The organism is Komagataeibacter melomenusus, assembly GCF_013155395.1.
Lineage (GTDB): Bacteria > Pseudomonadota > Alphaproteobacteria > Acetobacterales > Acetobacteraceae > Komagataeibacter > Komagataeibacter melomenusus.
The window spans coordinates 97,280-118,118 of sequence record NZ_JABJWC010000004.1; the positions used below are offsets into that span (position 1 = coordinate 97,280).

Annotated in this window: 17 protein-coding genes; 12 read left to right on the plus strand and 5 right to left on the minus strand. The window is 64.3% G+C overall.

All coding sequences use genetic code 11. The annotated features are described in order from the left end of the window. Nucleotides 1-7: 7 nt before the first annotated feature. The 3 genes from HNW77_RS02945 to cydD form a co-directional block, all read right to left on the minus strand. Nucleotides 8-1,618: a cytochrome ubiquinol oxidase subunit I gene (locus HNW77_RS02945; RefSeq protein WP_172155220.1), complete on the minus strand. Its 1,611-nt coding sequence runs from the start codon at nucleotides 1,616-1,618 to the stop codon at nucleotides 8-10. Between the two features lie 64 nt (nucleotides 1,619-1,682). Continuing rightward, nucleotides 1,683-3,374, minus strand: a complete 1,692-nt coding sequence (gene cydC, locus HNW77_RS02950) for a thiol reductant ABC exporter subunit CydC (RefSeq protein WP_172155222.1) — start codon at nucleotides 3,372-3,374, stop codon at nucleotides 1,683-1,685. Further along, nucleotides 3,371-5,065, minus strand: a complete 1,695-nt coding sequence (gene cydD / locus HNW77_RS02955) for a thiol reductant ABC exporter subunit CydD (RefSeq protein WP_172155224.1) — start codon at nucleotides 5,063-5,065, stop codon at nucleotides 3,371-3,373. Before cydD ends, cydC begins: the two co-directional genes overlap by 4 nt. Before the next feature lie 655 nt (nucleotides 5,066-5,720). Here cydD and HNW77_RS02960 point away from each other — a divergent pair. The 12 genes from HNW77_RS02960 to HNW77_RS03015 all read left to right on the plus strand — a co-directional run bounded on the left by HNW77_RS02960 (nucleotide 5,721) and on the right by HNW77_RS03015 (nucleotide 16,418). After that, a complete protein-coding gene (locus HNW77_RS02960; protein WP_276592060.1) occupies nucleotides 5,721-6,158 on the plus strand; it encodes a TIGR01244 family sulfur transferase in 438 nt (145 codons plus the stop codon). Nucleotides 6,159-6,849: 691 nt separating this feature from the next. Further along, nucleotides 6,850-8,220 carry an NAD-dependent succinate-semialdehyde dehydrogenase gene (locus HNW77_RS02965; RefSeq protein WP_172155228.1) on the plus strand — a complete coding sequence of 457 codons (1,371 nt, stop codon included), beginning with the start codon at nucleotides 6,850-6,852 and terminating at the stop codon, nucleotides 8,218-8,220. Nucleotides 8,221-8,340: 120 nt separating this feature from the next. Further along, entirely contained in the window at nucleotides 8,341-9,321 is a 981-nt protein-coding gene (locus HNW77_RS02970; RefSeq protein ID WP_172155230.1) for a threo-3-hydroxy-L-aspartate ammonia-lyase, read from the plus strand. A 151-nt stretch (nucleotides 9,322-9,472) separates the two neighbouring features. Beyond that, nucleotides 9,473-10,306 (plus strand): urease accessory protein UreD, encoded by an 834-nt coding sequence (locus HNW77_RS02975; protein WP_172155232.1) that lies wholly within the window; start codon nucleotides 9,473-9,475, stop codon nucleotides 10,304-10,306. Nucleotides 10,307-10,340: 34 nt separating this feature from the next. Beyond that, nucleotides 10,341-10,643 carry an urease subunit gamma gene (locus tag HNW77_RS02980; RefSeq protein ID WP_078527481.1) on the plus strand — a complete coding sequence of 101 codons (303 nt, stop codon included), beginning with the start codon at nucleotides 10,341-10,343 and terminating at the stop codon, nucleotides 10,641-10,643. Next, nucleotides 10,627-10,971 (plus strand): urease subunit beta, encoded by a 345-nt coding sequence (locus tag HNW77_RS02985; protein WP_172155241.1) that lies wholly within the window; start codon nucleotides 10,627-10,629, stop codon nucleotides 10,969-10,971. Before HNW77_RS02980 ends, HNW77_RS02985 begins: the two co-directional genes overlap by 17 nt. Beyond that, a complete protein-coding gene (ureC, locus tag HNW77_RS02990; protein WP_172155243.1) occupies nucleotides 10,968-12,674 on the plus strand; it encodes an urease subunit alpha in 1,707 nt (568 codons plus the stop codon). The genes HNW77_RS02985 and ureC overlap by 4 nt, the downstream gene beginning before the upstream one ends. Next, nucleotides 12,674-13,189: an urease accessory protein UreE gene (locus HNW77_RS02995; RefSeq protein ID WP_172155245.1), complete on the plus strand. Its 516-nt coding sequence runs from the start codon at nucleotides 12,674-12,676 to the stop codon at nucleotides 13,187-13,189. The genes ureC and HNW77_RS02995 overlap by 1 nt, the downstream gene beginning before the upstream one ends. 10 nt (nucleotides 13,190-13,199) lie before the next feature. Beyond that, nucleotides 13,200-13,865, plus strand: a complete 666-nt coding sequence (locus HNW77_RS03000) for an urease accessory protein UreF (RefSeq protein ID WP_241694260.1) — start codon at nucleotides 13,200-13,202, stop codon at nucleotides 13,863-13,865. Beyond that, entirely contained in the window at nucleotides 13,862-14,476 is a 615-nt protein-coding gene (ureG, locus tag HNW77_RS03005; protein WP_172155247.1) for an urease accessory protein UreG, read from the plus strand. The genes HNW77_RS03000 and ureG overlap by 4 nt, the downstream gene beginning before the upstream one ends. Nucleotides 14,477-14,959: 483 nt before the next feature. Then, complete coding sequence (locus tag HNW77_RS03010) at nucleotides 14,960-15,910, plus strand: porin (RefSeq protein ID WP_172155319.1); 951 nt, start codon at nucleotides 14,960-14,962, stop codon at nucleotides 15,908-15,910. A 67-nt stretch (nucleotides 15,911-15,977) separates the two neighbouring features. Then, nucleotides 15,978-16,418 (plus strand): hypothetical protein, encoded by a 441-nt coding sequence (locus tag HNW77_RS03015; protein WP_172155249.1) that lies wholly within the window; start codon nucleotides 15,978-15,980, stop codon nucleotides 16,416-16,418. An 82-nt stretch (nucleotides 16,419-16,500) separates the two neighbouring features. On the opposite strand, the gene HNW77_RS03020 is transcribed toward HNW77_RS03015, so the two are convergent. Together HNW77_RS03020 and HNW77_RS03025 are read right to left on the minus strand one after the other, a co-directional pair. Further along, nucleotides 16,501-17,394 carry a response regulator transcription factor gene (locus tag HNW77_RS03020; protein ID WP_172155251.1) on the minus strand — a complete coding sequence of 298 codons (894 nt, stop codon included), beginning with the start codon at nucleotides 17,392-17,394 and terminating at the stop codon, nucleotides 16,501-16,503. Beyond that, complete coding sequence (locus HNW77_RS03025; RefSeq protein ID WP_172155253.1) at nucleotides 17,391-20,702, minus strand: hybrid sensor histidine kinase/response regulator; 3,312 nt, start codon at nucleotides 20,700-20,702, stop codon at nucleotides 17,391-17,393. Before HNW77_RS03025 ends, HNW77_RS03020 begins: the two co-directional genes overlap by 4 nt. Between the last annotated feature and the right edge of the window lie 137 nt (nucleotides 20,703-20,839).

Genomic DNA, 20,839 nt, shown 5'->3' on the forward strand with positions numbered 1-20,839 from the left:
TCCTCTGTCAGGATGCCATGGGGCGCATGTCAAAGGCGGATGCCCCGGGCGCAGCCGGTGCGTGCGGTTCCATGCTGTCATGCTCGGGGCCAAGGCGGGCAAACTTGAACATGAGGTACAGTTCAGCCGCGATGAACACGCTGTAGAGCAGCACGAAGCCGATCAGCGAGAACACCATGTAGGACACGCCATGGCTGGAGGCCGAAAGGAAGGTGGGCAGCCAGCCAAACACGGTCCAGGGCTGGCGGCCTGCTTCCGCGGTGATCCAGCCGAACTCGGTCGCCAGGATCGGTAGCGGGATCGACCACATGCACAGTTTCAGCAGCAGGCGGCTGCGCTCAAGCCTGCGCTTGAGGCTGAGATAGGCCGAAATGGCAAACAGCGCGAAGAACCACAGCGACAGGAACACCATCAGCCGGAAAGACCAGAACGTGACGAACACGTTGGGCAGGATATCGGGCTGTGTCGCCCTGACCACATCATCGATCTGGTCTGCCGGAATGGCCGTTACATCCTGACCCGGGGCATGGCGGGTGGCCAGCAGCCCGTAGCCCATGTCCTGCTCATGCGCGGTGAACTGCGCAAGGTCCATGCTGCTGTGGGTCACGCCATAGCGGCGCAGTGCCGCCACCGCATCGATCCCTGAACGGATGCGCGGGCCTGCCTCGTCCTCCAGTTCATGCATGCCGGTAATGGGCTGGTTGAATGTGTGGGTGATCAGCGGGGTCAGGACCAGCGGCACGCCAATCTCGTAGTGATTTTCCTGCCTTGCGTCATCGGGCAGGGCGGCGACGATCCACGGCTCGAACGGCGGGTTGCTGGTGTGCCACAGGCCTTCGATCGCGGCGATCTTGGTCGGCTGCTTCTCATAATCCAGCCGCCCCAGCACATCGCCCAGCGTGATGACCGCCACGGTGGAAATAATGCCGAACAGCGCGGCCATGCGGAACGAACGCGCGGCAAACTGCCGGTGCTGCCCGCGCAGCAGGTAAAAGGCGCTGATGCCCATGACAAACATGGCAGCCGATACATAGCCCGCAACCGAAGTATGCACGAACTTGGCCTGCGCATCGGGGTTGAAGACCAGATCGACAAAGCTTTCGAACTGCATGCGCATGGTTTCGGGATCAAAATGCGCGCCCTCGGGCATGTTCATCCCGGCATTGGCGATCAGGATCCACAGCGCCGACAGGTTGGAGCCAAGGGCCACCAGATAGGTAATGGCCAGATGCGCCTGTTTGCTCAGCCGGTCCCAGCCAAAGAACATGAGCCCGACGAAGGTGGACTCCATGAAGAAGGCCATCAGCCCTTCAATCGCCAGCGGCGTGCCGAACATATCCCCAAAAAAGTGGGAATACATGGACCAGTTGGTGCCGAATTCGAACTCCATGGTGATGCCGGTGGCCACACCAATGGCGAAGTTGATGCCGAACAGCTTGCCCCAGAACTGGGCCATGTCCCTGTAGATCTGCCGGCCGGTGACGACGTACACCGTCTCCATGGCCGCCAGCATGAATGTCAGGCCCAGCGTAAGCGGCACGAACATGAAATGGTACAATGCCGTCAGCGCAAACTGGAAGCGCGACAGATCGACGACATCGGGGTTAATGAATTCCACCGTCAGGTCTCCTGATTTCGGTATGGTCGTGAGGGGATTTTCCGGGTGTCAGGTCATCGTCGGGTCATTGCACCCTCCCGGCCTCATGAAACCGGCCCCCCTCGACACGCACCACCCGGTCCATCCGTGCCGCCACGGCAGGATTATGGGTAATGCACAGGATGGTTGTCCGTGCTGGCAGGACCTGCAGCAGCGCGGCCATCAGGCTGCGCTCGGTATCCGCATCCAGCCCCTCGGTCGGCTCATCAAGGATAAGCCATTGCGGAGCGCGCAGGATGGCCTGGGCCATGGCCAGCCGTCGCGCCTGGCCGCCGGAAAGGCGCACGCCACCTTCGCCGATCAGGGTATCCAGACCGGCGGGTTCCGCGCGCACGAAAGCCGTGAGCTGCGCGACCTGCAGGGCGTGCCACATCGCCTGCTCCGTGGCGGAGGGGCAGGCAATGGCCAGGTTGCGGCGGATACTGCCCACGAACAGGTGAAAGTCCTGCGCCACCACGCCGATGTGCCGGGCCATGATGTCCGCATCGACATCCTTCAGGTCCACGCCGCCAAAGCAGGCCGTGCCTTCCTGATAATCATAAAAACGGAACAGCAGGTTCACCAGCGTGCTCTTGCCCGTGCCAGACGGCCCGACAATCGCCACACGTTCCCCCTGTCTTACCGACAGATCGGCATGACGCAGCACCCAGCGCCGTGCCCCCGTATAGCGCAGGCCAATATTGCGCAGCGACAGGTCAAATGGCGCTGCGGGAGTGCGCGGCCTTGCGGGCGCAGGCACGCAGGGCAGTGTATCGCACAGGGCAAAGATCCGGCCTGCCGCCACACGCACCTGGCCCAGCAACTGCCATGCAGCGGGCAGGGGGGTGAGCACATCAAACGCGGCCAGGCCACCGAGCGCCAGCATGGGCAGGCAGGCGGCAGGCAGCGCGCCGGTGCGATAGGCCCTGTCCGCCATGGCCAGGACGCCTGCCGCGCTCATCATGGTGATGATGGTCATCGCACTCCGCGCGCCCCCTTCAATCAGGGCCACGCGCCGGCGTGCATGACGGATATCGGCTTCGCGCCCGGCAATCCGTGCCTGCACGGTCCGTGCGGCACCGAGGAACATGAACTCGCCCATGCCCTGAAGCACCTCGGTCAGGTCCGCATGCAGGGCATCCTGCTGGTGGCTGATGCGGCGCATGGCACGTGCGGATAATACACCGGCCACGCCCGGCAGCACGCCACCGCACACTGCCAGCCCCCCGGCCAGCACAAGGGCTGCGGGAAGGGAGAACGCCCCCATGACCGCCACGATCACCACGCAGCAGATGGCGGCGCTGGCGATGGGCAGCAGCACTTCCAGATAGAACTGCCCCATCTGGTCCGTATCCGCCACAAAGCGGAACATCATGTCGCCACTGCGCTGCCGCGCCAGTATGGCAGGGGCCTGTGGGGCAAGGCGTTCGAAACTCCACGCCCGCACCCGCCCGATCAGGCGCAGTGTCGCATCATGCGTGACCAGCCGCTCCAGATAACGGGCCAGAATACGCATGGTGGCAAAAAACCGCACGCCAACAGCAGGCAGGAACAGGTTGAAGGCGTTGCGTGCGGCAATCCCGCCCAGCCCGGCCACGGCAGCCGCCGCCAGCAGCCAGCCCGACAGGAACAGCAGCCCGAAATTGGCCAGCGACGCCGCGACCGACAGGGCAAGCCCCAGCGCCATCTGCCACCGCACAGGCCGCATGAGGCCGATGATGCGGGCCAGCATGCTCATGCCGCGCGCTCCGCGGTGTGCGGGCTGCAAAAAACCTGCCCGTCGCGCAGGCATACAACCTGTGCTGCCTGTGCGATCATGGCTGGCCGGTGGGCCACCACAATACAGATCCGCCCCACCGCCGCGCGCGCAATGGCCGCGACGACACGCTGTTCACCCTGCGGGTCGAGGTTGGCGGTGGGTTCATCCAGAATCAGCACCTGCGGGTTGCGCAGCAGCACGCGCGCCAATGCCAGGCGCTGCACCTGCCCGCCCGACAGGCCCGCACCGCGCTCACCCACCATTGTATCGAACCCCTGCGGCAGCGCCTCGATAAAGGACAGGGCATCAGCCTGTGCCGCTGCGGCGCGCAGGCTGTCCAGATCCGCCATCGGGTTGGCCAGGCGCAGGTTTTCGGCAATGGTGCCATGGATCAGCCGTGGCTGCTGGGGCACCCAGCCAATCCTGTCCTGCCAGTGGCCATGCAACACGCCACACTCATCCGTGGCCGTGACATGCCCCTGCATGGGGCGCAGCAGCCCCAGAAGCAGCCGGATCAGGGTGGTTTTGCCCACGCCGCTTTCACCCGTTACAACCGTCAGCGCACTGCGTGTGAACGTGCAGCCCACGTGCGACAGCACGGGCGCACCCGCCTGATAGCCAGCCGTGACATCCGCACAGCTTATGGACACCAGCGGTGCACCGGCAGTGCGCGCTTGTGCACCGGGCAGCTCAGCCGTTTCGGGCAGGGAGAAAAGCTGGCTGATGCCCGCCATGGCCGCTGTTGCATTCTGGCGGGCATGATAGCTGGCCGAGAAGGCACGCAGCGGCATGAAATATTCTGGCGCCAGCAGCAAAACCAGAAAGGCCGACTGGAAATCGGCCTTCCCGTCCAGCAGGCGCGCGCCAAACACGACCGCCACCAGCGCGATGGACAGGCTGGCAAAGAATTCCAGCACGGCGGATGTCAGGAACGCCACTTTCATGACCGACATGGTGGTGGTGCGGTATTCATCGGCCATGCCCGCCACGGCGGTCACCGCATCACGCGCGCGACCGAACAGCCGCAGCGTGGTCAGCCCCTGCACTGTATCGAGAAAGGCCGCGCCCAGCAGCAGGAGCTGCATCCACTGCTGGTCCATGATCGCCTGCGCACGATACCCCACCAGCGCCATGAAGACGGGAACAAGCGGCCCCGTGCAGGCAAGGATGACAAAGCTCCACCCATCCAGGTGCAAGACCATGCCCAGCACCAGCAGCGGCAGGACCACCATCATGGCGGCGCGCGGCACGTACTGCGCAAAATAGGGTTCCAGCGCTGCAATCCCGTCGCCCAGCACGGTCACCATCTGGCCCGTCGCCTGCCCGGCCAGGCCAACCGGGCCGACACGGAACAGGTGGCGCAGCAGTTCGCCACGTATGGCCGCGCTCAGCCGCAGGCTGCCTTCATTCGCCACCATGTCGGCAGCCCATTGCAGCAGCGCGCGCAAGGCCAGCAGGGCAAGCAGCATTGCCAGTCCGGCATATGCATCGGCAATGACGTGGCCATGGAACGCAAGGTCCGACACGATACGCGCCAGAACTGCCAGTTGCAGCACCAGCATGACCGCTGCCGCCCCACCAAGCACGACAGCCGCACCAAGCCAGAGGCCGATACGCCGCGTAAACCCCATGAGCGTTCTGTTGCCGGGAGAGACCATAACCACTTTCACACCATGCGCCTGCCTGTATCCCGGCAGACACTTACATAATTTATGAATATATTATTAAGTTAATTATGTAACTGTTAGATGTCAAGAAGGATAAGATCGGTCTTCTTTAAAAAAGACATCGGGCAGGCCGATCAATCTTGGTGGCGGGTGGGAGGCGTTGTCTGATGGGGGCGCCAGAGAACGCCTTCTGGTCGTGGAATAATCCGCGTTGGATATGATGCATGAAACGAAAATTATATCATAAAAACAGTCTATTAATTATATAGATATGCGTAAGGCAGGCGGGATGCGGGGGTATCTTTCAGCGAGCTGCGTGGTCCATCGGATGTGCGCATGCCTGGCCCGGTGGAGGGTGCTGAAATCCAGGGCGTGTCGCTGATATCAACGCGCAATAGCATCCTTGACGATGGGTGATGCAGGAACTAACATTTAAACGATTAATATATTTATGTAACAAAAAACGAGACTGAAAGGTGATATCCGATAATGCCATGCAGGTGCACCATGAACCTTCTGTCCGGACCACGGGGCCTGGCTACAGGCTACGCAACTGGTATCCGAAAGCCGAAATGAAAATAAACGACAGGCAAATGTATTAAAAATGGCGTGAATGCCTGCGTATCTATTTCTTCATGCAAAAATAAGGATCTGTTCCGTGAATGATTTGGCCCGTGCCCTTACGCCCATGTTCTCTATTGCACCGCAGTTGACTGTATCCGATATCAACAAGGCTGCTGCTGACGGGTTTAAAAGTATCCTGTGTGCCCGCCCGGATGGTGAGCAGGGGGATCATGTGCCAGGCAAGGAGATTGAACAGGCCGCCTTTTGCCTGGGTCTCGATTTTACAGCCATTCCAGTGCAGGCGGGGCATCTGCCCGATGGCGATGCCGTGGCCAGCATGCGCATGGCGCTCAGACGTATGCCCGGGCCTGTGCTTGGATATTGCCGTTCTGGCACACGGGCCGCGCAGTTATGGGCGATGGCCCAGGTCGGCACCCTGCCGGATGCAGAGATATTGGAAGCGGGCCGCAAGGCTGGCATCAATCTCTCTGCCGCCATCGCCGCCGCCCCAAGGCCGAATACAGACGTCTGACCGATGCGGTTCGGGGGGAGCACCCCCTCAGGCATACGGCTTCTGTCATACGGTTCGCCAGCAGGCGATAGGGCGCAGATGTTCTGGCATGTGCCCAGGTAGCGGACGCAGCGTGCAGACGCCAAAGCCGTATCTGGCCCCCGGATGCCGATCTCTCGGCGCCCGGCGGGGATATCGTCAATACGTGAGGCCGTTGTGTCCCGCATCCTCACGCATCAGGGCCAGATGCAGGACAACCAGAGGCCATGCTTCGTCTGATCCATCAGCAGGGCAGGGTTTGCGTGCCGGTGTCATCCTGCATGGCTGCACCCATCAGGCACGACGGTACATAATATCCTTTCGCGGCAATCACGTATCATGTGGGTTGGGGGGGAGGCGCTGCTCCCGGCCCCACCTTCAAACTCTTGTGATGCATGCCCCATGCCGCACAGCCTGCAAGCGCCCGCCCGGCCCCCTGAAACCAGCCATTCCGACCGGCCCACCGCAGCGTGAGCGCAGGGCTGCCCTGTCGGGTGCGGACATTGACACGCTACGGCGGAATATAGTCACGATACGGGGAGTATTGCATCGACACGCAGGCCATGGCGCAATCTTCAACCAGAGAGCGGCAATCCGTTGGCACGTTTACACAACACCAACCTTGCCTGCCCATAACGCCATCCGGCCCGCCCCTTGTTAAGGATATGACGAGATGAGTCCCTATCGCACCATTAATCCTGCCACCGGCCAGACGGAAAAGGTCTTTGACCTGCATGATGACAGGGAAATGCTGGCCCGGCTCGAAACCGCCCATAAGTTCTGGGAGAGCGACTGGCGCCGCCGCACCATTGCCCAGCGCCGTGACATCATGCTCAAGGCTGCCGAGATCCTGCGCCGCGACAAGGAAAAGCATGCGCGCCTGATTTCCATCGAAATGGGCAAGATCCTGCCCGAGGCCATTGCCGAGGTCTCGCTCTCGGCCGACATCCTGGCCTATTATGCCGAGAAGGCCGAGACTTTCCTTGCCCCGCGCGAACTGCCGGTGTCGCAGGGTCATGCCAGTGTCACCAGCGAGCCGCTGGGCATCATCTACTGCGTGGAGCCGTGGAACTTCCCCTACTACCAGCTTGCCCGCGTGGCCGCCCCCAACCTGATGGCGGGCAATGTCGTCATGGTCAAGCATGCGCCGGGCGTGCCGCAATGCGCCGAGGCGTTCGAGGCGCTGTTCCGTGAGGCAGGCGCGCCCGCAGGGGCCTACACCAACCTGTTCATCACCAATGACCAGTCGGAAAAGCTGATCGAACGCCCCGAAATCCGCGGCGTCGCCCTGACCGGCAGCGAACGCGCCGGCAGCGCCGTGGCGGGCCAGGCAGGCCGCGCGCTCAAGAAAAGCACGATGGAACTCGGCGGGTCGGATGCCTTCATCGTGCTTGATGATGCCGATCTCGACACGGTCATCCCGCTTGCGGTGCAGGCGCGCATGTCCAATAACGGCCAGGTCTGCACGGCAGCCAAGCGCATGATCGTGCACAAGTCGCTCGTTGAGGAATTCACCGCGCGCCTGAAGGTCGCGATCAATGACTTCAAATACGGCGACCCGCTCGAGCAGGGCGTGACCCACGGCCCGATGAGCAGCCAGGTGGCGATGGAACATGCCGTAGCCCAGGTGGAAAAGGCCGTGGCGCACGGGGCGAGCCTTGTTGTGGGCGGCAAGCGCATCGAGCGCGAGGGCTTCTTCATGAAGGCCGCGATCCTGACCAACGTGACCAGGGACAACCCCATCTTCTATCAGGAAATCTTTGGCCCTGTCGCCATCATCTACGCGGTGGGCAGCGAGGATGAAGCCGTGGCGCTGGCCAATGATTCGCCTTACGGCCTTGGTGGCTCCATCCAGACCAGCGATGTGGAACGCGGCCGCCGCGTGGCCGCCCGGATCGATACGGGCATGGTCTTCATCAACAGCGTGACCGGCACGGCGCCCGACCTGCCGTTTGGCGGCATCAAGAACTCCGGCTATGGCCGTGAACTGTCGGAATTCGGCATTGAGGAATTCCTCAACCGTAAACTCGTTCACACGCCCTGAGCCCTCAGGCACAGATCGCTCCCGTCATGTGATGGGGGCGGTCGTTCTGACATCGCCCCTAGCCGCCGCGACAAAACCGGGCCATGCTGATGGCCTTGCCACGTTGGGGGAAAAGGGGCGATGCACGCATTACCGGTATTTGCAGATGTGGTCGCGGCGGCAGCGCGGATCAAGGGGCGGGCGCACCGCACGCCGGTCCTGACATCGCGGTATTTCAATAGTGCCAGCGGCACGACGCTGTTCTTCAAGGCCGAGAATTTCCAGCGCGTGGGTGCTTTCAAGTTCCGGGGGGCCACAAATGCCATCGCAGCCCTGCCGCAGGCCGTCAGGCAGCGTGGGGTGGTGGCGTTTTCATCGGGCAATCATGCCCAGGCCGTGGCCAGTGCCGCGCAGGATGCGGGCATACCCGCCACCATCGTCATGCCCGAGGATGCCCCGGCCATGAAATTGGCCGCCACACGGGGCTATGGCGCTGAAGTGGTGCTCTATGACCGTTACACGCAGGACCGGCAGGCCATCGCCACCGCCATTGCCAATGAGCGTGGCGCCACGGTGCTGCCACCCTTCGACCATCCCGACATCATCGCCGGCCAGGGCACCGCCGCACTGGAACTGTTTGAGGAAACCGGCCCGCTTGATGCGCTGTTCGTGCCCGTTGGAGGCGGCGGGCTGGCCTCGGGCTGCGCGCTTGTTGCCAGTACGGTGGCACCGGACTGCGCGGTGATTGGCGTGGAACCGGCAGCGGGCGATGATGCGCGCCAGTCATTGGCGGCAGGGCATATCGTGCAGATTCCGGTGCCCCGTACCTTGGCCGATGGCGCGCAGACAACCGCCCTCTCACCCCTGACCTTTGCCCTCATGCAAAAATATCTGCGCGATATTGTCACGGTCGATGACGCGGCCCTTGTCGCCACGATGCGGCTTGTCGCCGAGCGGATGAAAATTGTTGTCGAGCCGACCGGCTGCCTTGGCGTGGCAGCCGCCCTTGCCGCAGCGCCCCGGTGGCAGGGCAGGCGCATTGGCGTGCTGGTATCAGGCGGGAACGTGGACATGACGCGCTTTGGCCAACTGGTGCAGGCCACGCAGCCTGCTGGCCAGTAGGGGCCGGAATCTTAAGGCGCCAACCAGCGACACTGATCCGTTCAGGTCGCCTGATGCATGCTCATGGTAGCATGGGGGTGATTACGTAATTCTACGCAATGGACATGCCCCACCCGGCTGCTACGATGGCCCCGATGCTGTCAGGACGGAAATGAACGCGGGAACAACCCTTCTCCAGCGCGCAAGGGGGCAGTTCGGGCTGGAAGTCAGAGCCGATGGCTCCCGCACCCGCATGGCCGACCTGGTGCAGGCAGGCTGCTGCCGTCTGCTGTTTCCCCGCGTGCAGGGCAATGGGCTGGAAGCCGCCACGGTCAATATATCCGGCGGCATTGCGGCGGGGGATCGCATAACCGGGCGCCTGGCCTGTGGCCCCGGCACGGACCTGCTGGTCACATCGCAGGCGGCCGAGCGGATCTACCGCGCCCGCCCTGAAGATGGTCCGGCGGAGATGACGGTTGCCTGCCATATTAGCGCCGGAGCGCGGCTGGAATGGCTGCCGCATGGCACGATCTTTTTTGATGGCAGCCGCCTGCGCCGCCACATGGTGGTGGAGATGGCGCAGTCTTCCACCTTCCTGTTTCTCGAGAGCCGGATATTTGGCCGCATTGGCGCAGGCGAGCAACTTGCCAGCCTGCATGTGCGCGACCGCCTGACCATAAGGCGCGCGGGCGACCTGCTGCTCGAAGACATGCTGCGGCTGGAAAGCACCGATGTCACCGCCCTGTTGGCCCGGCCTGCCGTGGCCGCAGGGCAGGGCGCAGTGGCGACACTGGTGCTGGCCAGCCCGCAGGCGATGGACCTGCTGGCCCCGGTGCGCACCCTGCTGGCGGCACCGCAATGCGCGGGCTTTGCCGCCTCGGCATGGAACGGCATGCTGGTGGTGCGCGGCGTGGGTGCCGGTGGCTGGGCGCTTGAGGGGGCGCTGCGGCATATCCTGCCGGCATTGCGGGCGGGGCGGCCCATGCCCTCTACATGGCGGTCATGATACAGCACAGGCAGGCAAGGAGGCGGAGCACGACATGAAGCTGACACCAAGGGAAAAGGACAAGCTGCTCATTGCCATGGCCGCTATCGTGGCCCGCCGCAGGCTGGAGCGTGGCGTGCGGCTGAACTACCCCGAGGCCGTGGCCCTGATTACCGACCATGTGGTCGAAGGCGCGCGCGACGGGCTGAGTGTGGCCGAGCTTATGGCCAGTGGCGGCCATGTGCTGACCCGCGCGCAGGTCATGCCCGGCGTGGCCGAGATGATCCATGATGTTCAGGTCGAGGCGACCTTTCCCGATGGCACGAAACTGGTGACAGTCCATGACCCGATACGCTGACCCCCTGCCCGAAGGCGCGGTGCCGGGCGAAATCCTGACCGATGAGGGCGAAATCACCCTCAACGCAGGCCAGCCCCGGCGCACCCTGCGCGTGACCAATACCGGCGACCGCCCCGTGCAGGTGGGCAGCCATTATCATTTTGCCGAGGTCAATCCGGCCTTGCATTTTGACCGCGCGCAGGCGCTGGGCTGGCGGCTTGATGTGCCATCGGGCGGGGCGGTGCGCTTCGAGCCGGGGCAGGAGCGTGACGTGACGCTGGTGCCGCTGCGCGGCCTGCGTCGCGTGATCGGCTTCCGGGGCGATGTAATGGGGAGTGTGGACCAATGACGCGCCTGACCCGGCATGATTACGCAGGCCAGTTCGGCCCCACCACCGGCGACCGCGTGCGGCTGGCCGATACCAACCTGCTTGTGGTGGTGGAAAAGGACTTCACCATCTACGGCGAGGAAGTGCGCTTTGGCGGCGGCAAGACCATCCGTGATGGCATGGGCCAGTCACAGGCCACGCGCGCGCAGGGAGCGGCGGATACCGTCATCACCAATGCGCTGATCATCGACCACTGGGGCATCGTCAAGGCGGATGTGGCGCTGCGTGACGGGCGGATTGCCGCCATTGGCAAGGCAGGCAACCCCGATATCCAGCCCGGCGTGGACATTGTCATCGGGCCGGGCACGGAAATCATCGCGGGCGAGGGCAAGATCCTGACCGCGGGCGGCATTGACAGCCACATCCATTTCATCTGCCCCCAGCAGATCGAGGAGGCGCTGGCCTCGGGCATCACCACCATGCTTGGCGGCGGCACCGGGCCTGCCACGGGCACGGCGGCCACCACCTGCACGCCGGGGCCGTGGCACCTTGCGCGCATGCTGCAGGCGGCTGATGCCTTTCCAGTCAACCTCGCCTTCGCGGGCAAGGGCAATGCCGCGTGCCCCGAGGCGCTGGAGGAAATGGTGCGCGCAGGCGCAAGCTGCCTGAAACTGCATGAGGACTGGGGCTCGACCCCGGCCGCCATCGATTGCTGCCTCGGTGTTGCCGACCGGATGGACGTGCAGGTCATGATCCATACCGACACGCTTAACGAAAGCGGCTTCGTGGAGGACACGATCGCAGCCTTTGAAGGCCGCACCATCCATGCCTTTCATACCGAGGGCGCGGGCGGCGGGCATGCGCCCGACATCATCCGGGTGGCGGGGCTGCCCAACGTGCTGCCGTCCTCCACCAACCCCACGCGACCCTATACGCGCAACACGCTCGATGAGCATCTGGACATGCTCATGGTCTGCCATCACCTCGACCCCAGGGTGCCCGAGGACATTGCTTTTGCCGAAAGCCGCATCCGGCGCGAGACCATTGCGGCGGAGGACATTTTTCACGACATGGGCGTGCTGTCCATGATGTCATCCGACAGCCAGGCCATGGGTCGGGTGGGCGAGGTGGCGCTGCGCACATGGCAGACGGCCCATAAAATGAAAGCGCAGCGCGGCCCCCTGCCCGGTGATGGCGCAGCCGACAACAATCGCGTCAGGCGCTACATCGCCAAATACACCATCAACCCCGCCATCGCCCATGGCCTGTCGCATGAGGTGGGGTCGATCGCGGTGGGCAAGCTGGCCGATCTGGTGTTGTGGGAGCCTGCGTTCTTTGGCGTCAAGCCCGATCTGGTCATCAAGGGCGGGGCCATTGCCTATGCCATGATGGGCGACCCCAACGCCTCCATCCCCACGCCGCAGCCGGTGCATGGCCGCATGATGTTTGGCGGCTATGGCGGGGCGCGGACCCATACCAGCCTCACCTTCGTGTCAAAGGCAGCGTTGGAAGATGACATCGGCCGCAGGCTGGGCTTGTGCAAGAACCTTTCCGCCGTATCGGACACGCGCGGCGGCATTGGCAAGCGCAGCATGATCCATAACGATGCCATGCCGCATATCGAGGTAGACCCCGAAACCTATGAGGTGCGGGCCGATGGCGTGCTGCTGACGTGCGAACCCGCCGATATCCTGCCCATGGCCCAGAGGTATTTCCTGTTCTGATGACGCATGTAACCCAAATCCTGCCAGCGGGAAGCTGGCCCGTGGCCAGGGCCGCCGATGTGTTCGCCGCCGATTACGAAGGCCGCCACCGCAGGCGCATGATGCTCACCCTGCGCTCGGGCGCGCGCGTGCGGCTTGAACTTGAACACGCGCGCCTGCTGGCCGATGGCGATGGGCTGGTGCTTGATGATGGCCGCATCATCCGCGTGGAAGCCCTGCCTGAAGACCTGATGGAAGTCACCGCCCATGACGCGCTGCACCTGCTGCGGCTGGCATGGCATCTGGGCAACCGACACCTGCCTGCCGCCATTGGGGCCGGGCGCATCCTTGTGCGCCATGACCATGTCATTGCCGACATGATTACGGGGCTGGGCGGGCATGTGCGTCGTGTCAGAGCGGCCTTCGACCCCGAAAGCGGGGCCTATGCCGGACGCGGCGCGGCGCACGGCCATGAGCACCATCACGACCATGCCCATCCGCATGCGCATGGCGGCCACGCCCACGCGCATGACTGAACCTGCGGGCCTGGCCGGGCACGACTTCCTGCGGCTGCTCTCATGGGTGTCGCCCGCTTTCCCCACGGGCGGCTATGCCTACAGCCACGGGCTGGAATGGGCGGTCGAGCGCGGTGACGTGCAGGATGTGGCCAGCCTGTGCGCATGGGTTGGCGCGTTGCTGCGCCATGGCAGTATTGGCAATGACCTGATCATTGCGCATGCGGCATGGCAGGCGGGGCATGATGAGGCCCGCCTGCGCGAGATTGCAAGCTTCGCCTGCGCATCCGCCTCCTCACGCGAGCGGTATGAGGAGACGGTGTATCAGGGCGAGGCCTTTTTGCGCGCGGCAGCAGTGTGGGATGTCGTGCCGCCCAGGGCAGCGCTGGCAGGCACGCGCTGGCCGCTGCCGGTGGTGCAGGGGCTGGTGTTCCGCCGTGGGGGCGTTGCTGCCCCGCAGGCCGTGCTCTCGGGCGGGTATGCGGCGGTGGCGGCCCTTGTATCGGCTGCCGTGCGGCTGGTGCCGCTGGGCCAGACCGACGGGCTGCACGCGCTGGCCCGGCTTGAATCCGTGCTGGCGCAGGCGGCAACGCAGGCTGCGCGCCAGACGCTGGACGATGTGGGCGGGGCGTGTTTTGCCGCCGACCTCGCCGCCATGCATCACGAAACCCAGGAAACGAGGTTGTTCAGGACATGACAAAGGCAAAGCACGGCCCGCTGCGCGTGGGCATTGGCGGCCCGGTGGGCACGGGCAAGACGGCACTGATGGATGCGCTGTGCCGCCGCTTTCGTAATGAATACAATATCGCCGCCATCACCAACGACATCTACACGCGTGAGGATGCGGAGTTCCTGACCCGCGCGGGCTCGCTCCCGCCCGAGCGCATCATGGGCATCGAGACCGGCGGCTGCCCGCACACGGCCATACGCGAGGATGCCAGCATCAATCTTGCCGGCATTGCGGAGATGACGGAGCGCTTTGCCGGGCTGGACCTGGTGCTGGTGGAAAGCGGGGGCGACAACCTGGCCGCCACCTTCAGCCCCGAACTGGCTGACCTGACCATCTATGTCATTGATGTCTCGGCAGGCGACAAGATCCCCCGCAAGGGTGGCCCCGGCATTACGCGCAGTGACCTGCTGGTCATCAACAAGATCGACCTTGCGCCGCATGTGGGTGCCGACCTTGGGGTCATGGACCGCGACAGCAGGCGCATGCGCGGGCAGCGGCCCTTTGTGTTCGCCAATATCCGCGCAGGCGAGGGGGTGGAAGACATCGCCCGCTTCATCATCGAGCAGGGCGGCCTGTAACAACTATTGCTTTGAAATAATAAAACTTCCTGGGTGCCGCCTTTTTTAAAAAGGCGGCATTTTTTATATCCATGTGGCTGTAGCGCCCATCGGGTGCGTGTGCCCGATGCTTCTATGATGGCATGAATAAGCTCATAAACGACCATTATAAGTAATTTCACGCATGCCGCCCCGATGGTGCAATTGCGTAATGTTTCCCTGTCGCCGGTCGGTGACCGCAGCCACAAGGGGATGTTCATGATTGCGCTTGTGTCCCGGTTCAGGATGAGCCGGAAGAAGAAGCTGCTGCGTTGCGGCAGTATCCTGTCGGCCTGCGTGGCGCTTGGCGCCAGCATGCCCCATGCCCGCGCGGCCACCACGGTCAATTTTGGCAAGGACCAGTTCTTTACACTCGGCCTTGGCGTGCGCGCGCAGTATCTGAGCCATGATACCACCATGCCCGGCAACAAGGATGCGGCCAGTGCCAGTGACCTGCGTATCTACATGGGCGCGCAGTTCCACAAATACGTCAAGTCCACGCTCAACCTCGAGCGCCTGCGCGATGGCAACTGGAACGTGCTCGATGGCGTGCTGCAGGTCGAGCGGTGGAAGGCGTTCAATATCTGGGGCGGGCGCATGCTCACGCCAAGCGACCGCTCGAACCTTGATGGTCCTTACTTTCTCAGCACCTATGCCTTTCCCATAGTGTCGCAGTATCCGGGTGCCTGGTCGGGGCGTGATGATGGCATCTCGGTATGGGGCAAACTGCTCAAGGATCGCTTCCGCTACGTGGCGGGGGTCTATCGCGGGCATAACTGGGTGCGCGGCGGCTCGAATTATGGCGAGCACCCGCTCTTTGCAGCACGCATGGAATACAACTTCCTCGACCCCGAACCGTCGCCCGCCTATTACACGGCCAGTACCTATTACGGCAAGGCCGACATCCTGGCCATTGGCCTTGCGGGCCAGTACGAAACCGATGGCGTGGGCACGGCGCAGGACAAGGGTGACTACAAGGCGTGGAATGTTGATGGCCTGTTTGAAAAGCGCATCGGCGAGGGCGCGAAATACGGCGTCTATACGCTCGAGGGCGCATATTACCAGTATTATACCGGCGGCGTGAAGGACATCGCAGCCGGTTACGGGCAGCGCTCGGGTGATTACGGCAATGTGGGCGGGGTGAATGACGGCACGGCCTTCCTGGCCAGCACGGCCTACCTCATTCCCTACCGGCTGGGCTGGGGGCGCCTCCAGCCGCTGGTGCGCTACCAGCAGTTCTGCTTCAGGAAGGACATGTACGGCCCCGGCCACCCCAAGACCACCCAGCTCGATCTGGGCGGCAATTACGTCATGGATGGCCACAACCTGCGCTTTACGTTTGACTATGTGCGCTACAAGCCCATGGGCACGCGCGCGGTGGGGGCTTTTTTGCTGGGCATGCAGTTCCAGTACTGAAAACGGCTGGCCTGTTCATGTCATTTTATCAGGCGGCAGGACTGACCCGCCGCCGGGAGAGATCGGAATGCTGACCCTCAAGCAAAACGCCACGTATGGCTTCGTCCTGCTGGCCGGGATCATGGGTATGGGCCTTGCTCATGCCGCGCCCGCGCCCGAAAAACTGGATTGCCGCCACCTGCTGGCCGAGGATGTGCGCCTGTCGGACCGGCTTGCCGCCCTCAGCCACAGCGAGGCCCAGGCCGAAGCGCAGGACAAGGCCCCGGCGGAGAAAGGCTTCTTTGTCAAATTCGACCCCGTGCCGGGCTTCGGCATCATGAAAGGGGCAACGCTTGCGCCTGCGGGCCACCCGATCCGGGAGGATGCGACCGAGCGCAATCTGGATCAGGTGCGCCAGAAACTGGCTGTCATACGCGGCCATGAGCAGCGCAGGATGTGCCCGGAAATCGGCGCGCCCGATATGCAGCAGGACCGCCTTTCGGATGATGCGGTAAGGGCTGTGCCCTGAAGCATAAAAGCTTCAGAAAACCTGACCTTTTTGGAAAATGTAGCGTCCGGGAACTCAGGATTGCTTTCCGGGCACCTGGCGCCTAGCGCTCCTGTAGCAGGCGCGATGCGGTAGCAGCGGCGGCGGCCCGCGTGCTCAGCCCGGTCTTGTTGTAGATCTGCTCGATATGCTTGTCGATCGTGCGCGGGCTGACCTGCAAGATATCGGCAATGTCGCGGCTGGTCTTGCCGCGTGATATCCACAGCAGCACCTCCGCCTCACGCGCGCTCAGGCCCAGCCTGTCTTGCAATATGCGCTGGGGGACAAGCGGCTGCCGACTGATGCGCAGCAGCAGTTCATCCGGCCCGCTCACGCCCACAAGGCTCAGCACCAGTTCGTTTTCACCCACGTTATGGCGCAGGAGCACGCCGCCGGGTGCTGGCAGGGGCGTGGGCAACGCGATGGCCGCGCCCGCATCGCCCGCGCCTGACAGTTCGCGTAGCACAAGCCCGGCCTGCGGCGTGGCCCACAGTACATCGCCCGCATGGCTGGTGGCCAGCAGGAAGCGGCCTGCATGGTCAAGCGCCCCGTGGGCTGCACGGATGCGTGCGGCGGATTCCATGCGCACGCCAATGCGGGCCATGACTTCCTCCAGCCGCAGGGGCTTGGTCACGTAATCGGCGGCACCCGCCTCAAAGGCACGGATTACGTGCTCGGTCTCGGTCAGGCCGGTCATGAATATGATGGGCACAAGGCTCAGGCGCGGGTCATCATGCAGGGCCGCGCAGACTTCCCACCCGTTCATGCCGGGCATGAGGGCATCGACCATGATCAGGTCGGGCACGGTGCGCGCGACGACTGCAAGTGCTGCCATGCCGGACTGCGCCAGCAGCACCGTATAGCCGCCATCGGTCAGTTTCTCGTCCATCAGGCCCAGGACGGCCGGGTCATCATCAATGACAAGGACGGATTTGCGGGATGGATCGGGCACGGTCATGGCGTGGGTCGCTCCAGGTGGTGGCGCAGGGCTTCAAGCTGGTAGGAGGCGGCAAGGGCCAGCAGCGGTTCGATCGCATCGCCCAGGGCCGGATGCCGGTCGCGCAGGGTGGCCAGGTGGGCGCGCAGGTGGCGCAGGTTGCCGCCATCAAGCACGGCAAGCAGGGCCACGCGCTCCGCCTCGGGCAGGGTGGCGGGTGCGCCCGGGGGCGCGAGGGGCGCGGTGTCCGGCTCGGGGATGGGGAAGATCCATTCAAGGTCGAGCATCTGGCCCATCTTGGTGATTAGAACCGACAGGTTCACCGGCTTGCCCAGCACGGGGCAGTCCTCAAGGGAGGGAACATGGCGGTTTGCGCTTTCCACCAGGTTGCCGGTCAGGAACATGATCGGCACATGGGCGTGGGGCGAGCGACGGATGCGCAGGGCAAGGTCGCGCCCGTCCATGCCGGGCATGGACAGGTCGAGCAGCAGCAGGTCGGGCTGCACCAGCGGCAGGCGGTCGAGGCATTCCGCCCCGCTTTCCGCGCCTTCAAAGGCAAAGCCGCAGCGCTCGAGGATCTCGCGCATGATCAGGCGGTGCTCGGCATTGTCATCGACCACCAGCACCGTGCGGCGCGGCCCTTCATACCCGGTGGGGAAGGCGGGCAGCCGGGGCGGCAGTTCCACCTGCCGGTCAGACAGCATGAGCCGCACCCTGAAGCGCGACCCCTTGCCCGGCGTGCTGGTAAAGGTCAGTTCGCCGCCCAGGATCTCGGTCAGCAGGCGGGTGATGGTCAGCCCCAGCCCGGTGCCCGGCACGCCCGCGCTGGTGCTCCCGCGTTCAAAAGGCTCGAAAATGCGGGCATGGTCTTCCTCCGTAATGCCGGGGCCGGTGTCTTCTATGATGAATTCCGCAATCTGCCCCTGCCACCTGGCCGAGAACGTGACCGTGCCCCGCCGGGTGAACTTGACCGCGTTTGACAGCAGGTTGAGCAGGATCTGGCGCAGGCGGTGCTCGTCGCAGGTCACGACGGCGGGCAGGTAGCCGGGCCGCCATGCCAGTTCCAGCCCGCGTGCCTGCGCCTGCGGGCGGATCATCTGGGCTACGGATTCCACAAAGGCGGGCAGGGCGATGGTATCGGCATGCAGTTCGATCCGCCCGGCCTCGATGCGCGAGATGTCCAGCAGGCCGGACAGGATGCTGGTGATGTGCTCGCCGCTTTCGCGCATGGTGTCCAGCGCCTGGTGGCGCTCGGGCGGCAGGCGCGTATCGTGTTGCAGCAACTGGATATAGCCCATGATGGCGTTGAGCGGCGAGCGGATCTCGTGGCTGATGCCGCTGATGTAGCGGGTCTTGGCCAGGCTTGCCGCCTCCGCCTTTTCGCGCGCCAGCTTCAGCGCGTGGTCGGTGCGGCGGCGGGCGCGGATCTCGTTCATGAGCTGGCGGGTCTGGTGCAGCGTCTCGCGCGTGGCGGTGCGCCGCCCCTCCTGCGCCATGACCAGCAGCCACGCGCCCACCGTGCCGGCCAGAAAGACTGGCACCAGCGTGCCGCGCCACGCATGGCCCGTGGTCCAGCCCAGCAGTCCCATGCCCAGCGTCATGCCCGCCAGCATGAGCGTAAAGCGCCCCGCAGGCGCCACAAGCCAGTGGCGCAGGCGCGGTGGCAGGGCGCGCAGCGGGGCGGCAAGCTGGCTGCCCATGCGGGTCGAGACCGGCTTGCAGCGGTCGCGGCAGCGCCCGTCAAGCGAGCAGCACAGCGAGCAGATCGTGCCGCCATAGGCCGGGCAGGGCGCCATGTCCCGCGCCTCGAAGGTATGTTCGCAGATCACGCAGGTCATGGCGGGCCGGGCGTTCCAGCCCGCGGGCAGGGGGCGGGCCAGATAGGTGCGCCCCCCGGTCAGCCACGCCAGCACCGGTGCGGTGGCAAAGGCGACCACAAGTGTCAGGAAGGGCGCATAGGCCGCGGCCATTGGGCCCAGATAGCCCGCAAAGGCCGCAACGCCCGTGGCTGCGGCAATCCCCCACGCCCCCAGCCCCACGATGTTGAAGTCCGGCAGCAGCGCGCGCTTGAACTCGACAAAGGGCGGGCTGAGGCCAAGCGGCTTGCACAGCGCCACATCCCCCAGTATTGCGCCAATCCACGCACAGGCCAGCACGCCGTACAGCGTGATGCCGGTCTGGATGGTGCTGACCAGGCCTGCCTCCATCAGCAACAGCGCGATCATGACATTGAAGATGACATAGAACACCCGCCCCGGATGGGTGTGGGTCAGGCGCGAGAAGAAGTTCGACCACGCGAGTGACCCGGCATAGGCGTTGGTGATGTTGACCTTGACCTGCGCCAGCGCCACCAGCGCCACCGTCAGCGCGGTCGCCACCGGGGCGGGGGTGAAACTGCCCCAGGCAAAACGGTACATCACCCCCGGCTGCACCGCCTGCAGCGGGGAAAGGCCCGCACGCAGCACCACCCATGCCAGGAACGAGCCCGCCAGCAGCTTGAAGGCATCAAGCACCACCCAGCCCGGTCCGCCCAGCACCAGCGCCGCCCACCACTGCCGCCGGTTGTGCCGCGTGGGTTCGGGCAGGAAGCGCAGGAAGTCGATCTGTTCGGCGCTCTGGCACACCAGCACGATCATGAGCGAGGCGCCGGTGCCCACGGCAAGGGGGTCGATGCGCCCCGCAGGCGCGTAAGGCGCGCTGGAATGCATCCACTGTCCCAGCAGGTCGGGGTGCAGCCCCGCCATGACCGCAAGGGGAATGAGATTGAGGGCCAGCCAGACCGGCTGTGTCGCGATCTGGAAACGGGCGATGAACGTGATGCCCCACGTTACCAGCGGAATGATGAGGGCCGCGCATAGCAGGTACGCCAGCCACAGCTTCATGCCCAGCAGCCCGTGCAGCGTGCCCGCCAGGATCGCCGCCTCGAGCCCGAAGAAGATGAAGGTGAAAATGGCATAGAGCAGCGAGGTGATGGTTGAGCCGATATAACCAAACCCGGTGCCGCGCGTGAGCAGGTCGATATCCAGCCCCGCGCGCGCCGCCGTTGCGCAGAGCGGCAGGGTAATGGCGAAGATGACAGCCGTGACCAGCGCTATGGCCACGGCCGTATTGGCAAAGCCGAAGGCGAGCGTAAGCGTGCCGCCCATGGCCTCGAGGGCGAGGAACGAGATGGAGCCCAGCGCCGTGCGCGCTGCCCGCATGGGCGTGGCCATGCGGGCGGCGCGCGCGGTAAAGCGCAGGGCGTAGTCCTCGAATGTCTGGTCGGCGGCCCAGCGGCTGTAGGCCCGGCGGGGGCGCACGATGCGCAGGCGGCTTGTCGGGTGCGGCAAGATCACGGCTTTCGGGCGTTACGGGTGGCAGCGTGCATGATCGTAACGGAAAGCCCGCGCGGGCCATACGCAGGAATGCGTATGGGAAGTGCTTTTATGTACGCCGACAATGCAGCCAGCAGCAAAAGGACCGTTCA